Origin of the sequence: Acinetobacter sp. YH12100, assembly GCF_013419135.1 — a bacterium.
Classification (GTDB): Bacteria; Pseudomonadota; Gammaproteobacteria; order Pseudomonadales; family Moraxellaceae; genus Acinetobacter; species Acinetobacter pseudolwoffii.
In genome coordinates this window covers 41,175-57,926 of the sequence record NZ_VPAQ01000005.1, presented here as the reverse complement: position 1 = coordinate 57,926, position 16,752 = coordinate 41,175, and the positions used below count along the sequence as shown (strand labels likewise).

General features: G+C 43.8%; 12 protein-coding genes and 1 pseudogene. 10 read left to right on the top strand and 3 right to left on the bottom strand.

The annotated features are described in order from the left end of the window. Window positions 1-278: 278 nt before the first annotated feature. The gene (gene purL, locus FTU40_RS05040) at window positions 279-4,112 is read right to left on the bottom strand and encodes a phosphoribosylformylglycinamidine synthase (protein WP_180040041.1); all 3,834 of its coding nucleotides are present in this window, start codon (window positions 4,110-4,112) and stop codon (window positions 279-281) included. Between the two features lie 1,355 nt (window positions 4,113-5,467). Here purL and FTU40_RS05035 point away from each other — a divergent pair. From FTU40_RS05035 to ruvB, 5 genes are all read left to right on the top strand, one after another. After that, window positions 5,468-7,105: a hypothetical protein gene (locus FTU40_RS05035; protein ID WP_005170049.1), complete on the top strand. Its 1,638-nt coding sequence runs from the start codon at window positions 5,468-5,470 to the stop codon at window positions 7,103-7,105. A gap of 11 nt (window positions 7,106-7,116) precedes the next feature. Next, window positions 7,117-7,248, top strand: a complete 132-nt coding sequence (locus FTU40_RS15115; protein WP_005097597.1) for a putative transporter small subunit — start codon at window positions 7,117-7,119, stop codon at window positions 7,246-7,248. Window positions 7,249-7,421: 173 nt separating this feature from the next. Further along, window positions 7,422-8,762, top strand: coding sequence for a deoxyguanosinetriphosphate triphosphohydrolase (locus FTU40_RS05030; protein WP_005097598.1), 1,341 nt, complete (start codon window positions 7,422-7,424; stop codon window positions 8,760-8,762). Between the two features lie 120 nt (window positions 8,763-8,882). Continuing rightward, a complete protein-coding gene (gene ruvA, locus FTU40_RS05025; RefSeq protein ID WP_005097599.1) occupies window positions 8,883-9,485 on the top strand; it encodes a Holliday junction branch migration protein RuvA in 603 nt (200 codons plus the stop codon). Between the two features lie 222 nt (window positions 9,486-9,707). Then, window positions 9,708-10,715, top strand: coding sequence for a Holliday junction branch migration DNA helicase RuvB (gene ruvB / locus FTU40_RS05020; RefSeq protein WP_005097600.1), 1,008 nt, complete (start codon window positions 9,708-9,710; stop codon window positions 10,713-10,715). A 13-nt stretch (window positions 10,716-10,728) separates the two neighbouring features. Here the strand turns inward: ruvB and FTU40_RS05015 are convergent, their stop codons facing one another. Together FTU40_RS05015 and FTU40_RS05010 are read right to left on the bottom strand one after the other, a co-directional pair. Beyond that, window positions 10,729-11,466, bottom strand: coding sequence for a hypothetical protein (locus FTU40_RS05015; protein ID WP_257223519.1), 738 nt, complete (start codon window positions 11,464-11,466; stop codon window positions 10,729-10,731). A 195-nt stretch (window positions 11,467-11,661) separates the two neighbouring features. Next, window positions 11,662-11,931 (bottom strand): annotated as a pseudogene (locus FTU40_RS05010) (acetamidase); the annotation flags it as partial. A 249-nt stretch (window positions 11,932-12,180) separates the two neighbouring features. Here FTU40_RS05010 and FTU40_RS05005 point away from each other — a divergent pair. The 5 genes from FTU40_RS05005 (at window position 12,181) to tolA (ending at window position 16,689) form a co-directional block, all read left to right on the top strand. Next, window positions 12,181-13,524 carry an amidohydrolase gene (locus FTU40_RS05005; protein WP_180040107.1) on the top strand — a complete coding sequence of 448 codons (1,344 nt, stop codon included), beginning with the start codon at window positions 12,181-12,183 and terminating at the stop codon, window positions 13,522-13,524. A gap of 266 nt (window positions 13,525-13,790) precedes the next feature. After that, window positions 13,791-14,198, top strand: a complete 408-nt coding sequence (gene ybgC / locus FTU40_RS05000; protein WP_004731733.1) for a tol-pal system-associated acyl-CoA thioesterase — start codon at window positions 13,791-13,793, stop codon at window positions 14,196-14,198. Between the two features lie 26 nt (window positions 14,199-14,224). Then, on the top strand, window positions 14,225-14,923 hold the full coding sequence (gene tolQ, locus FTU40_RS04995; RefSeq protein WP_004279111.1) for a protein TolQ: 699 nt from the start codon (window positions 14,225-14,227) through the stop codon (window positions 14,921-14,923). Continuing rightward, on the top strand, window positions 14,923-15,372 hold the full coding sequence (tolR, locus tag FTU40_RS04990; RefSeq protein WP_005170046.1) for a protein TolR: 450 nt from the start codon (window positions 14,923-14,925) through the stop codon (window positions 15,370-15,372). The genes tolQ and tolR overlap by 1 nt, the downstream gene beginning before the upstream one ends. A 3-nt stretch (window positions 15,373-15,375) precedes the next feature. Next, window positions 15,376-16,689, top strand: coding sequence for a cell envelope integrity protein TolA (gene tolA, locus FTU40_RS04985; RefSeq protein ID WP_180040039.1), 1,314 nt, complete (start codon window positions 15,376-15,378; stop codon window positions 16,687-16,689). Window positions 16,690-16,752 lie beyond the last annotated feature (63 nt).

The following is a 16,752-nucleotide window of genomic DNA, read 5'->3' as shown; positions in this document are numbered from 1 at the left end:
ACTATACAGCTCATCCGACATTTTTTCGAAGAGAGTCAAATAAACCAGACTATAGGAAACGAGTCCTAAAATGGTTATTGCCGTTATTTCTATTTTTAAATATGCACCATCTGCAAAGTTATAATCTGCACTAAAACACAATAATGCAAAGATAAAATATGTAAATATTTTCATGATCTAAACTGGTTACTTATTTGAATTATTTAAACGATGTTAACTCCGAAATATACATAAAAAAAGGGCCGCTACTGCGACCCCTTTTCATCATCTAAAATCGATTAACCAATAAACTTACGTGCATTACGGAACATACGTAACCAAGCACCATCTTGATCCCAGTCTTCTGGTTTCCAAGAATGCTGAATCGCACGGAAGTTACGTTCAGGGTGCGGCATCATAATTGTTGCACGACCGTCTTGAGAGGTTACACCGGTAATACCTTCCGGTGAGCCGTTCGGGTTCAATGGATAATGTTGTGTTGCATTCCCCAAGCTATCTACATAACGCAGAACCACCTGATTCGATGCGTTGAGCGCAGCAAAGTTTTCCGCAGTTGCAACCGCACGACCTTCACCATGTGCTACAGCGATCGGCAGAATCGAACCTTCCATGCCCTGAAGCAATACAGAGTTTGATTTTTCCACACGAACATTCACCGCACGTGCTTCAAACACTTCAGAAGTATTGCGGTGGAAACGTGGCCAAGCATCAGCACCCGGAATCAGCGGAGCCAACTGAGACAACATTTGACAGCCGTTACAGATACCCAGCGAGAAGGTTTCCTGACGGTTAAAGAATTTCTCAAACTGGTCACGCAATTTAGTATTGAACAATACTGATTTTGCCCAGCCGCCACCAGCGCCCATCACGTCACCGTAAGAGAAGCCACCACAAGTCACTAAGCCTTCAAAATCATCCAGGCTGATACGACCTGCCAGCAAGTCACTCATATGTACGTCAACGGTATTGAAGCCGACTTTATCAAATGCTGCTGCCATTTCGATATGACCATTGACACCCTGCTCACGCAGAATCGCCATGTTCGGACGACGTGAATTAATGTACGGCGCTTCAATCGCTTCATTCAAATCAAATGTCGGTTTCGCAATGATACCTGCATGAGATTTGTCAGTGATAAGAGCAAATTCCTGATCCGCAGTTTGTACGTTGTCACGTAGGCGCTGGATTTGGTGGGATACTTCCGTCCAAGCCACTTGCAGGTCAGCCCGTTCAAGTACCAGACCATTTACAGACAATTGGTCAGTAGTATTTACAGTACCAACCACTGCAATTGCATCTTTCAGGGTAGATGCTGCAACTTCAGCTTCTAATGCTGCCCAATCTGCTTTGCTAATTTGAAGCACTGCACCGATTTCTTCTGCAAACAGGCTTGCAGTTGATTGATCTTCTAGTGCTACACCCAAACGTGATGCGAACATCATTTCTGCAACAGTCGCCAATAAACCACCATCACCGATGTCATGATATGCCTTGATCAGACCACGGTTGTTCCAGTCTTGAACCAAAGCGAAAAATGCTTTGAAGTCATCGAAGCTGTCGACATCAGGCGTCACAGAACCGATTGCTTTATACACCTGAGACAGAATCGAACCACCTAGACGGAACTGACCTTTAGACAAGTCAATACGAACCAGTACCGACTCTTCATTTTTCAATTCAGGGGTCAATGTTTTACGAACATCGGTCACAGGTGCAAATGCAGTAATCACGCCTGACATTGGAGAAGTCACAGACTTGTCTTCGCCTTCGTCATTCCAGGTGGTACGCATTGACAATGAGTCTTTACCGACTGGAATTGCGATACCCAGTGCTGGACACATTTCCATACCGATGGCTTTTACACCTTCGAATAGCGCTTGATCTTCGCCCGGTTGACCTGCAGCAGCCATCCAGTTTGCAGACAATTTAATGTCGCTGATTTTTTCAATCTTTGCAGACATGATGTTCGAGATTGATTCAGCCACTGATAAACGTGCCGATGCAGCAGGATTGAGCAATGCGACTGGTGGACGTTCACCCATCGCCATCGCTTCACCGGTGTAGCCTACTAGGCTTGTCGTTGTTACCGCAGCATCCGCCACCGGAACCTGCCAGCGACCGACCATTTGATCACGTGCCACCATACCAGTAATCGAACGGTCACCAATACTGATCAGGAACGACTTGGATGCAACTGTTGGATTTTTCAGAACACGATAAATCGCATCTTTCAGATCTGTGACTTTAGCCGCGTCGAAATCATCGCCTTTGCGTTCAATGGTTTCATATGAACGGCTCATACGCGGTGTACCACCAAGCATCACCTGCATTGGCATATCCACTGGCTTGTTGCCAAATAACGGATCTTCAACGGTTAAGTGACGCGCTTCAGTTGCTTCACCGAGTACCGCAAACGGACAACGTTCACGCGCACAGATCGATTCAAATAATTCTAAAGAAGATGGACGAATCGCCAGTACATAACGCTCTTGCGCTTCATTTGACCAGATCTCCATAGGCGACATGCCCGGCTCAAGCGATGGAATCTTACGCAGATCCAGCACCGCACCGAGTTCATGGTCATTCACCAGTTCAGGCATGGCATTCGATACACCACCTGCACCCACATCATGTACAGACACAATCGGGTTCTGGTCTTCCATGCGCCAGCAAGTATCAATCACTTCCTGACAACGGCGTTCCATTTCCGGGTTTTCACGTTGTACCGAAGCGAAATCCAGGTTTTCGCCGAGTTTACCGCTGTCTACAGAAGATGCTGCACCACCGCCGAGACCGATCAGCATGGCAGGGCCACCGAGCACGATCAATAAATCACCGGGCAAGATTGGATCTTTTTCAACGTGATCTGGACGGATGTTGCCATAACCACCGGCAATCATGATTGGCTTGTGGAAACCTTTAACATCGCCATTGATGTTTTGTTCAAAGGTACGGAAGTAACCATTTAAGGCAGGACGACCAAATTCGTTGTTAAACGCAGCACCACCCAGTGGGCCTTCAATCATGATTTGTAGCGGCGATGCCATACGCGATGGCTTGCCATAGTTTTCTTCCCAAGGCTGTTCAAAGCCCGGAATGTTCAGGTTAGATACTGTAAAGCCGGTTAAACCTGCTTTAGGCTTACCACCACGACCGGTCGCACCTTCATCACGGATTTCACCGCCCGAACCTGTCGCAGCACCGGCAAATGGTGCAATCGCTGTCGGATGGTTGTGAGTTTCCACTTTCATCAAGATATGCGCGGCTTGACTCTTATATTTATAAACCTGCTGGCCATTGTCTTCTTTGGTTGGATAAAAACGCTGGGTATCCGAACCGACAATCACCGAAGCATTGTCTTTATAAGCCGACAATACATCTGTAGGTGATTCTTTATAAGTATTCTTGATCATCTGGAACAATGACAATGGCTGAACTTCACCATCAATGGTCCATTCAGAACCGAAGATTTTATGACGGCAATGCTCAGAGTTTGCCTGTGCAAACATCATCAGTTCGATGTCATTTGGATTACGACCCAGCTTGATAAACGCTTCAGTCAGGTAATCAATTTCTTCCATCGACAATGCAAAACCAAATTCGTTGTTGGCCTTAACCAGTGCTTCTTTACCTTCACCCAGAATATCAATCGAGTTCAGTGGTTTTGGTGCTGTTTCAACAAATAATACCGCAGCATCTTCAATCGCATTAAATACGCTTTCAGTCATACGGTCATGCAAAATCTGTTGAACTTCATTTGATACGTCTTTTAGACCCTTCAACGTAAATAAAACGCCGCGCTCAAGACGATGAACCGGCGTATTACAGTTTTTGAAAATGTCTGTAGCTTTAGAAGACCAAGGCGAGATGGTGCCGACACGCGGTGTCACTAAAATTTGGATTTCATCACTTGCAGCCTGGTGCAATTCAAAAGATTGCCCATCGTTGAGAAGCTGTAAAGCTGATTGCTGTTGTTGCTCGCTGAGCGCTTGGTCAAAGAGGTAGACCCATTGACTTTCAATTGATTGAACAGAACTAATTGACGTCAAACGCGATAATAGTTGAGTTTTCTTAAAAGAAGAATGTGCGGGTGCACCGGCAACGATAAACATGCTGATTTTGGCTCCACGGGATGGTCTGAACAACCATGCCACAATGTGACTTGAGAGAGCGCATATTCTACTGTGAAATAAGGAAATCGGCTAGATGGCAAATACGAAAACTACGGCTGAAATATTCTGTATTTTTAAAATATTGTGTTTATTTTCAGGCAGGAAAATTGAATGTAGTCGCGTAGATTAACACAATTTGTTAAAGAAAAATCAAAACCGATTAACAATAATTTCACTTAAGAAAATTGTATTATTTTTCAACAGCAAGACCACTTAAAATGCGTACAGAACTTATTCTTGAGCCGTTATAAAAAACTTATTAAGGCTAGGCTAAAGCTTCTCGGGATAGACTGAAACAGTCGAGTTCATTTTTTAGCTCATCTCTCTGTCGGCGAGTTGCACTACTGAAATAATTTTGTATCCAGCTATCCCCATTCCGGGCTCCATTGCAGGATTTAAGACTCTGCCCCGCTGTTCTCCCTTTTCGAGCCTGTCTGTATGAGCAAACTATATCGCCTGCTTCAATCGACTTCCAGTAATATCCGGTAGCCCAGATTATTCCGATCACTCATCTTAATATATGAACTCTATTCAAAGATACCTAAATCTCACATATAAGACCCCACCATAGTTTCTAATAAAGAGTGAGAATTAAAATCAATAGATCTACTTTAGTAAATGGATTTCCAGGATATTAAGTCTTTTTTTCACCGATATATTAACCAAAAATATTGATTCAAATATTTCTTAAATTCTTCGCTAAAAAGAGCGAAATTACATGCTAATCAATTGAAAATATAAAGCTTAAATTCAAACTGATTCTCGGCCTCTATTCTTATGCAAAAATTCAGAATATATAAGCATCATCAGACATGAATTAATGAAAGTTTTTTAGGCTATTATGAAAAAAATCACTACTCATAATGAAGAAAATAAGAAATATTAAAATTTTGTTACTTTTTCATTTTCTGACTGACATCCATCTTTATTCTAATAAAAAACCATGCAATAAATACCTGTAATTCCTATAAAAATATATAACCAACAGATCTACATTTTATAAGATGTTGAAATCAAAAATAGCCTTATATCAGCAAAGAATCTACATAATTAATGACTTCATCAGTAAATTTGATGATTTTATGTTAACCTCTACGCCAATTGCTGAGGAAATGTCCACATTCAGGACGCATGAATCATCCTCTTTTCTGCTGCAGATATGAATATCCAATTGATATTCAGACGCTGGTTTTTTTATTTTCTGTAGCTTCACTGCTCTGTCTAATCTAGAGCCTTAATCTGTTGCCAATGATTTAATTTTCAAAAACAAAAGGTGACCCGCTTAAGGAGTATGTATGTTTCAATTCACTAGTACAGCAACTGTACTATTGATGGTGCTTTTCTATGGCATCACCTTTCTATTGTCGTTACGCATTAAGCAAAAAAATGAAAATGTCGATGGATATATGGTCTCGAATGGCTCCATCGGATTTGGAATGTCTGCGGCCAGTATGACCGCCACCTGGATCTGGGCCGCTTCATTTTATGCAGCAGCTTCGTCCGGATATAAATACGGTGTTTCCGGTGCCTTACACTATGGTTTGTGGGGTGCACTGATGATTTTATTTATCTACCCATTCGGCAAACGTTTCCGCGACCTGGCACCCAATGCACACACTTTGGCAGAAATCATGCATGCACGGCATGGTAACCAGAGCCAGATGATTCTGGCAGGCTCCAACATTGTCGGGAGCGTGATCAGTCTGATGGTAAACTTTACCGCAGCAGGTGCGCTGGTTGAAATTCTGTCTCCCCTCAGCTTTATCCATGGGGTCTTGATTACCGGAATTGGCGTCCTGTCCTATACTTTATGGTCAGGTTTCCGCTCCTCGGTATTTACCGACTTTGGTCAACTGGTCGCCATGATTGTGGCGGCAGTGATCATTATTCCGACGCTATTTTTCACCCTGGGCGGCCCCTCACTGTTCCAGACTGGCATGCATAATCTGCAACCGGAACAACTGGATTTCTTTTCGAAAACCGCATTTTTAGAACAGGGTGCACCATTTTTTGTGGCGGTACTGGCTTATGCAATTGGTAACCAGACCATCGCCCAACGCCTGTTTGCAGTGCGTAAAGACTTGATCAAACCCAGCTTCATTACTGCAACCATCGGTTATGCCGCGATTGTCGTCGGTTTGGGAATGCTCGGATTATTGGCACTATTTGCCGGGATTCAGCCGATTGATGGCAACCTGAACAACCTGATTCCACAAATGGCAGCAACGTATCTGTCTCCATTTATGGTGGCCTTACTCTTTGTCATGGTGATTGGCGCGCTTTCGTCAACGGCGGATTCGGATTTATCTGCCCTGTCTGCCATCGTAATGACCGATATTTATGGCAAACAGATTGCTAAAAATCGTCCTGATCCGAAGAAAATGCTGTTTATTGGCCGGATGACCATGATTGTAGCCACCATGCTCGGTATTTTAATTGCCACGCTTAAATTCGACATTCTAGCGATGCTGATTTTCGTCGGTGCACTCTGGGGTGCCATCGTATTCCCGGTGATTGCCAGCCTGTACTGGGACAAGGTCAATGCCCGTGCCTTTAACTGGTCTGTCGGTATCGCATTTTTAAGCTTTCTGGTGGTTCGATTTGAATGGCTGCCAATTCAGGGTCTGATCGCACTCAGTTTTGAGCTTATGGCCACCATCGGTATTGGTGTGGTACTGGGTCTGATGAGCTTTGGCTTCTTTGGCAAGAAAGTCGGCCTGGTGGTCGGTATTCTGGCCAGTATCGGCTTCCTTCCATGGACCATCGGCTTCCTGCGTGATTATGGCACGCTATTGAGTTCCCTGACCGCCTACGGCAGCAGCGCCATTGTCTGTACCGTACTGACTTTAATGAATAGCAAAGAACGATTTGATTTTAAACAAATCAATAAGATGGTGATTGAATTTCACCAGGTATCTGAGAAAAGTAAATAAGGAGATTTCAGATGAGTAGTCAATTTATGACCCTATATGTACTTTTTTGGCCATTGGTGGCGACGATGATTTTGTTCGTCATTTGCATGGGGGTCTATAAAGACATCCAGGAAGCCAAGATCAGTGGTGAAGATTTGCTTTAGTCCACTTCTATCATGAGATAAAAACAGGTCAATATGACCTGTTTTTTTATAGCGATTGTTCAGCTGAAATTTCCACAGAGTTTTGTTTGTTCCGACAATTCATGTCGCAGCACTCTAGTGCTGTTGCTACTTTTTTGGCATGATGCACTTAGCAAAGAATTGAATAATGATAAATGACTCAAATGCGTTGGTTAGAGCTGCTTTCGACAGTTCGGATTGGTAGTAAAAAGCAAAGTACTGAACTGGCACGTAGCCCGTTCCACAAAGATTATGACCGTATTATTTTTTCACAAAGTTTCCGCCAGCTGAACCGTAAAACTCAGGTTCACCCTTTAACCCAGCACGATGGTATTCATACACGACTCACACATTCACTTGAAGTGTCCTGTATTGGGCGTTCACTCGGGATGCTGGCCGCAGAGAAAATAAAAGATCAGTTACCGCCCTGGATTTCCCCGGCCGATGTCGGTGCCATTATTCAGGCTGCCTGTCTGGCACATGATATTGGTAATCCCCCTTTTGGCCATGCCGGTGAATATGCCATTCGAGAATGGTTCGACGATGCATCGCATACCGATTTTTTAAAAGATCTCAGTCCTGAACAAGAAGCCGATGTACGTCAGTTTGAAGGCAATGCCCAAGGTCTACGCCTGTTGACCAAAATCGATTACCATCCCAATGATGGCGGCATGCGTTTGACTTATGCCACGTTAGGGGCTTATTTAAAATATCCGTGGCTGTCAAAAACCATGGCATCTCAAGTCGATTTACCTGCCAGCAATCGGGCCAAGTTTGGCTGCTATCAGGCCGAGAAAGAGATTTTAAAGCAGATTGCAGAACAACTCGGACTGATTCAGTTAGCTGAATATCATTACTGCCGTCATCCACTGACCTATCTGCTCGAAGCGGCTGATGATATCTGTTATGCCCTGATTGACCTTGAAGATGGTATTAGCCTGAATATGCTCAGTTATGACGAAGTTGAGCCGGTCTTTTTAAATCTGCTCGGTGATTATGGTATTCCTTCTGAAATCGCCATGAGCAATACCACCTGGCAGCAAAAAATCGCCGCCTTGCGTGGTCGGGTCATGAAACGTCTGGTCGATGAAGTGACAACGGCTTTTGCCCGTCATCATGACCAGATTTTATCGGGTCAGTTACAAGGTACTTTATTGCAATATTGTACTGCGGACATTGAAATCGGGATTAATCGCGCCAAAGAACTGGCACGGGATAAAATTTTTGAGCATCCGCAAAAAGCAGGACTGGAAATTATCGCGCATCAATGTTTGCAAAATATTCTGGATGCCTTTATTCCCTTAACAACGCCGCATAAAAACCTGAGTTTTAAAGAACAGCGCTTGATGTCGATTCTGCAACGTTCAGGGGCGAATTTTAGCGCCAGCCATTATGACAATATCATGCAGGTGCTGGATATTGTTTCGAAATTTTCTGATCATCAGGCTTATAACCTGTCGCAGGAATTACAAGGCAATAAAGCCGGATTGTTATAAAATATTCTGCTGTATAGGAGGATGATTGTAATAAAATCATCTATTTTACAGCGGCAGATTTTGCCTTTCCGGAAAATGCTGACTACTATGCAGCAAAACTGAATTTAGTGATGATAAAAGATGATTGGATGTCTGATTGGTGAAGTACTGGCTTTAGAAGCACCGACCGTACTGTTAAATGTAAATGGCGTCGGTTATGAAATTGATACGCCGCTGACGACTTTCTGCCAGCTGCAAAAAGGACAACAAGTCACACTCTGGACCCATCTGGCCGTGCGTGAAGATGCACAGTTGCTGTATGGCTTTATCAATGCGCAGGAAAAAACCATTTTCCGCACCTTACTCAAAGTCAACGGCGTTGGCCCCAAAATGGCCTTGGGTATTCTTTCAACTTTAAGTGTGGAAATGCTGATTCATACTGTTGAAAATGAAGATGTGAATACCTTGGTCAAAGTTCCCGGTGTCGGCAAAAAAACCGCTGAACGTTTAATGATTGAATTACGTGACCGTTTTAAAGCCATGGCTTCAGGTGCTGCGCCAAGCAATTCAACTGCACCACAGATTCAGTTTATGGGCAATTCAGCCGTGGCTGAAGCAGAAGCTGCATTACAGTCTTTGGGTTATAAACCTGCTGAAGCACAAAAACTGATTAATGCGGTTAAAGCAGATTACACTGAAGCCAGCGACATTATCCGCGCTGCATTAAAGTCGATGAATCGTTAATACTGATTTAAATATTCGCTGCAAAATGAAGATGAGAAGGCAGCATGGATACTGCCGCAGAAATATGGCATAGGATGTGCCATTATTTCTGCAAAGGGTTTTGTTACTTTTGCCCTGTCAAAAGTAAGAGCATGCCTGCACAATGGCATACGAATTGTTAAAGCATTTTGAGGCTATGACTTTATTCACCTCAAATAAACCATAGAGATTAACTCAAAAGATATGCAAGACCGTCTCATCAGTGGTTCTGAAAAACCAGAAGATCATTTTGATCGTGCCATCCGTCCAACCTCACTCGATGACTATATTGGTCAGCCGGTGGTTCGAGAGCAAATGGAAATCTTTATTGGCGCAGCGCGTGGTCGTGAAGAAGCACTGGATCATACATTGATTTTTGGCCCGCCCGGCCTGGGTAAAACCACGCTGGCGAATATTATTGCCCGCGAAATGGGCGGTAATCTTAAGTCGACTTCAGGTCCGGTGCTAGAACGTGCCGGTGATTTGGCCGCCATGCTGACCAATCTGGAAGAAGGTGATGTCCTGTTCATTGATGAGATCCACCGTCTTTCACCGGTGATTGAAGAAATTCTCTATCCAGCGATGGAAGACTACCAGCTCGACATCATGATTGGCGAAGGGCCTGCTGCACGATCAATCAAACTGGATTTGCCACCCTTTACCCTGGTTGCAGCAACCACACGTGCAGGTCTGCTTACCTCTCCTTTGCGTGACCGTTTCGGCATCGTACAGCGTTTAGAATTTTATTCAGTTGAAGATTTGACCCACATTGTCAAACGTTCAGCCAACCTGATGGATGTACCCATGACCGGTGATGGCGCAAAAGAAATTGCCCGTCGCTCACGGGGTACACCGCGTATTGCCAACCGCTTATTGCGTCGTGTACGTGACTATGCTCAGGTCAAAGGCACTGGTGAAATTAATCAGGATATGGCGCAACGTGCTTTGGACATGCTCAAAGTCGATAAAGATGGTTTAGATACTTTAGACCGCCGTTATCTATCGATGTTATTAGAACGTTTTGATGGTGGCCCTGCTGGTGTTGAAGCGTTGGCTGCTGCCATGGCAGAAGATTCTGGTACGCTGGAAGATGTGATTGAACCATATTTGATTCAGCAAGGTTATGTGATGCGTACTGCACGTGGCCGTATTGCCACCAATATGGCCTATTTACAGTTTGGATTGACACCACCTGAGCCAAAAGAAAAGTGATTCAAAAAGCAGCTTAGGCTGCTTTTTTATTGAATATAGATTTCAAATTTTGAATAAGAGAATCTACTACAATGTTTAGAGCTTTGAAACTATCAGCAATACCTTCTTTATCAATTACCGCGGTAATACACATGATTTGTAGCTGAGTGAGATAACGCTCAAATTCGTCCCATTCAGATACTAATTCATGATCTTCCTCTACGAACATTTTTAAATGAGTACTAATACGAGCTATTAAAGGGAATATATCATCTTCTAAACTCTTTAATCCTGAACGCATATCTTCGTATTCATTATTTTTGAACCAGTCTTTCACATCATTTAGTACTAAAGCTACAGAGCCTAACAATGTAATGTATTTATGCACTAATGGTTTCAATACAGCAAGATCGTCTATTAACTTAAGTTTCCAACCTCTATAAAATTCTTCTTGTAATTCAACTCTTTTTAAATTTTCTTGACTTTCTATAAGTTGTTTAGTCATATTTCTATGAGATTCTGCTGCTTCTTTAATATCTTCACTTACTACTTTAAAAGATAGTTCTGTGAGTTGAAAACTCTTACATCCATACCAATAAGCAAGCCAAGTTGCGAAACTACCTAAAATAAGCGCAATAATGACAGATAAAGTAAATGATGAAATTGCTGTCGTATCTGTCGAATGATTGAGATCAAGCTCCATCTTTCTATTTGGATTCTCTACAACACTTGCCGTTTGATCAAAAGGCTGCTGTGGCACTGTCCATGGCAATTGAAATCATCACTGCATTATTATTCTGCTCTGCCACAATTTCCCCATTTCATTTCAATAAATTTTTATTATTGATATTCTAAAAATTTTCAAACCATTACAAAAGAAAAAGCCAACTGACATGTCTAAATCAGTTGGCAAAAGCACAAAACAAAAAACTAAATAAAAAAATTACTTCTCTTTTTTCTTAAACTCCTAAAAGTCCGCTTTACGAATCATCGCGTGAATACCTTTGGTTTTATCTACCACTTGCGATACTTCAAAATCCGTTGCAACACTTAAGTATGTATAAGCAATTTCTTCTGAAATTCCGTATTCATTGACCAAAAAACGGATTGCTTCACGCGTAGACTTACGCATGGCTTCATCAAGGTCTTCATCTAAACCTGGAGTAATCTAGAACTCATCATTTTCGCCCAAAGGTTGCGTTAATGATTGTCGCGGAATCTTGTCCTGATCTATTTTTGATATTTGTTTTTATTTTGTCTTATTGATAATTTTGATACCTTTAACATATAGAAAATAAATAAGGGTACATAATTTTACAATGTAAAAGCATTCATAAAGCTCTTTTAGAACAAGGTCTAACAAGCAATATACCTTAAAGGTATTATCATAATACTTAGAGAGTTTTGGTCAAATTTAAATCAATATGCCATCCTAAAGAATCCCTTTAACCATTTCAAATTCTTAAGGTTCTCCCGAAGTATGAATATGTATAAGCAGATATCCCTTTGTCTCCCTCTTCTTTTCTGTAGCCAGTTCAGTCTGGCCGACTGGATTGATGATTCTGTACAAGCTGCTGAAGCACACACCATCAAATTACGCCAGCATATCCACCAGCATCCTGAACTGGGCAACATGGAATTCAAAACCTCGGAGCTGGTCCAAAAAGAATTAAAATCCTATGGTATCGAAGTACGTAAAGGCTATGCCAAAACTGGTGTGATCGGTGTACTAAAAGGTGGTAAACCCGGCCCGGTCATGGCATTGCGTGCAGATATGGATGCATTACCAATTAAGGAAACTGCACCGGTATCATTCGCCAGCAAACAAAAAGCCATTTATCAGGGCAAAGAATCTTATGTGATGCATGCCTGTGGTCATGATGCGCATACCGCCATGTTACTGGGTGCAGCCAAAGTTCTGGCCGCCAACAAAGATAAAATTGCAGGAACGGTGGTATTTGTGTTCCAGCCAGCCGAAGAAGGTGGTGCAGATATTGATAACTTCACTCATGGCGATCAGATTGGCTCACGTAAAATGATTGCCGACGGTGCCTTAAAAAATCCAAAACCTGAAGTCATTTTCGGGATGCATGTAATGGCAGGTATGCCAAGTGGCAATATCTTCTACAAAGATGGTGCGATTTTAAATAGTGCCGATCATTTACGTATTCAGGTGAATGGCAGTCAGGTTCATGGCTCCATGCCTTGGGCAGGTAAAGATCCGATTTATGCCTCTGCCCAGATGGTCACCAATTTACAAAGCCTGATCAGCCGTAAAGCCGACCTGACCAAAGGAATGGGCGTGGTGAGTATTGGCAGCATTCAGGGCGGCACCACCGGTAACGTCATTCCAGATCAGGTCAATATGGTCGGAACTATTCGCTCCAATAGTGAAGATGTGCGTCAAGGCATTTTAAAAGACTTGCCAAAAATGCTGGAACACAATGCCGCAGCCAATGACGTCAAGGTGAAAGTCGAAATTGCACCTTATGCACCAGTGACCACCAATGATAAAACCTTGACTGAATTGATGCGCCCGACATTAGCGAGCGTGCATGGTGAAGATAAATTGCATGTTTTAGACAACAATGCCAGCGCCAGTGAAGACTTTGCTTACTATGGCCAGCTCATGCCATCGCTCTTCGTGTTTGTTGGTGCCACACCAGCAGATCAGGATCCGGCAAAAGCCGCACCGAACCACAACCCGAATTTCATTGTCGATGATGCAACCTTAAAAACCGGTGTCGAAAGTCATGTGCGCTTTATTCTGGATTATCCAAAAGTGGCTGAACAGGTTCAGGCCAACTGGAAACAGAACAATAAAGGTTAATTGCCTGCTATAAAAATGCGCGAGTTGATGAGCTCGCGCATTTCATCATCTTCTACTGTTTTATAAATGAGCTATCAGGTGCTCTGCGCTTCCTCTTGACTATTTCTAGCCAGATTTGACATCTTGTGCCATTGGTCTCAAAACTCAAAATGCTAAACTTTGTCCCGCTAAATTGCTTGACTTTGGACAGGAATCCGGCAAATTCAAGGATTTTCCTCTCTCCAAAAAACAAGCAAAAATTTCGAACATCTGCATGGAACAAAACTATGGCGAATCATTTTGAATTCAATATCCGCGTATATATTGAAGATACTGATCTAGGTGGTATTGTCTACCATGCTAACCACATTCGCTATATGGAACGTACCCGTACCGAATGGCTGCGTGCTGCCGGAGTCAGTCATTACTGGCAACAGGCAGAATATAATTTTGTGGTACACAAAATTAATGTCAAATATATGCGCCCCATCCTGATGGATGATTTAATTACTGTTACTGCACGTGTGATTTCATGTAAAGCTTCATCATTTGTATTGCAACAAAATATTTATCGTGGTGAAATCATGCTTGCATCGGGTGAGGTTGAGTTGGCATGTATCAGTGCAGAGATGCGACCACGTCGACTCCCGGATGAAATACGCGAACTAATTCAAAAAGAATTGGAACAAGACTAAAAAATTTATTGGCACACGTAACAACTATGGCGACTCAGTTAGAATCATCTCTTCAAGTTTCAGATCTTATTTTACAAGCAAGCCCTGTCGTACAACTGGTGATGCTTTCTCTTCTGTTAGCCTCAATATATAGCTGGTATCTGATTGCCAGACTCTATATGAGTTATAAAAAAGCCCAGGCCGATGATGAACATTTCCAGAAAATCTTCTGGTCTGGCGCTGAACTGAATACCCTGTATAACAATGCCCAGCTCAACTCTAAACGCACTGGCCTTGAAGATATTTTCTATCAGGGTCTGGGTGAGTTCCTGAAACTGAAAAAACGCCATGCACCGACTGCCCAGTCCATTGAAGGAACAGAGCGTATTCTGCGTGTCGGCCTGAGCCGTGATCAAGGTCATCTGGAGCAAGGACTCGGTGCTTTGGCCAGTATTGGTTCGGTTGCACCTTATGTTGGTCTGTTCGGTACCGTCTGGGGCATCATGAACGCTTTTATTGGCCTGGCAGATGTCGATCAGGTGACGCTGGCGACGGTTGCACCTGGTATTGCTGAAGCCCTGATTGCAACTGCCATTGGCCTGTTCGCAGCTATTCCAGCGGTGTTGGCCTTTAACCATTTCACGGCCAAAGGTGAAACCGTTTACTCTGATCGTGCCCTGTTTGCCGAAGAAATGGTGGCACTGCTACAACGTCAGTCCGTGGGCATAACTCAGGACAAAGACTAATGGCGATTCAAGGTTCAGGACGCTTTCAGCGTATTAAAAAGCCACTGAAAAGTGACATGAATGTCGTACCTTATATTGATGTGATGCTGGTGCTTCTGGTGATCTTTATGGTCACTGCACCCATGATCACCAGTGGCATCAAGGTCGACCTACCTCAGGCCAATGGGCTACCGATTGAATCTAAAGATGCACCGACCATTGTCACCCTGAAAGAAGATGGTTCATATTATTTAGAACATAAAAATCAGGCCACTGGCCCAGTCACGCTGGATGAATTGACTGCTGCCCTTGTTGAAGCGCAAACACAGGCACAAAATGACAATAAAGTGCTGAATGTCGTGATCAATGGCCACAATACCCGTCCTTATGGCGATGTCATGGCCTTGATGTCCAGCCTGCAGGATGCCGGTTTATCTCAGGTCGGTTTACTGACCCAGCCATTAGAATAATGTATGAAAGATTATAAAAAGCCACCATTTCAGAAAAAAGCCATCGCGATTGGATTCACCTTAGGAATCCATGCCGTGGCTTTGGTGGGTTTACTTTATCTTGGCATGAGTAAACCACCTGAACCGCCGAAGCAGATTAAAACGATCCTGATCAAACCTGAGGACCTCAAACCGGTCACCCGAGAAGAAACGCCGTTTGAGGAAACTGCACATGAAAATGTCGCAGAAGAAATTACTCAAACAGCTGAACCTAGTCCTGAGCCTGCGCCAGTCATTCCGACAGCGGCGCCTGCCACACCTGCTGCTCCGCCTGCACCGAAAGTGGATACACAAAAAGCCCAGCAGGAACTCAAAGAGGTAGCGCAAGCCAAGGCTGTACAACAAGCTGCTGAAGCAGCGAAACGTGCCGAAGCTGCCGAACAGGCGAAACAGGCAGCAGCCAGAGCAAAAGCGGAGGCAGCACAAAAATCCAAGGCAGATGCCGAAGCTGCTCGTAAGGCTGAAATCGATGCACAGCGTAAAGCGGACGCTGCACAGAAAGCCAAATTAGATGCTCAGAAAAAAGCGGATTTGGCCGCCAAACAAAAAGCCGATGCCGCTGCGAAAGCCAAGGCAGATGCTGCTGCAAAGGCGAAAGCTGAGGCGGCAGCTAAAGCAAAAACTGACGCGGATGCAAAACGTAAGGCAGATGCGGAGGCGAAACGTAAAGCTGATGCGGATGCAAAAGCCAAAGCAGAGGCGACAGCTAAAGCAAAAGCTGAGGCGGATGCAAAACGTAAGGCGGATGCCGATGCAAAAGCCAAAAACGATGCTGCAGCAAAGGCCAAAGCAGAGGCGACAGCTAAAGCAAAAGCTGAGGCGGATGCAAAACGTAAGGCGGATGCCGATGCAAAAGCCAAAAACGATGCTGCTGCAAAGGCAAAAGCAGACGCGGATGCAAAACGTAAGGCAGATGCCGATGCAAAAGCCAAAGCAGAGGCAGATGCCAAGGCTTCAGCAGCCAAACAGGCTGCTGAAGAAGCTGCTCAGAAAAAAGCGGAATCAAAACGGATTGCGTCTACTGCAAAACGCGATTTTACCAATAAAATTAAACGTGCTTGGGATACCCCAGTGGGATCGTCAGGTCAGCGCGCTACTGCTCGTGTGACCTTGAATGACAATGGCGGTGTGGTTTCTGTCATCGTGAACTCAAGTGATGCAGACATGAAAGCCAGTGTCGAAGCTGCGGTGCGGGCTGCTGCGCCTTATCCGATGCCTTCAGATCCAGATGCACGCCGAGAAGCACGAAGTTTTACATCAACCTTTACCGCACAATAAAAACCAAGCCATCACACATTATTGAGGTGATGGCTTTGATTTTTTCAGCTAAACTTCACTTTA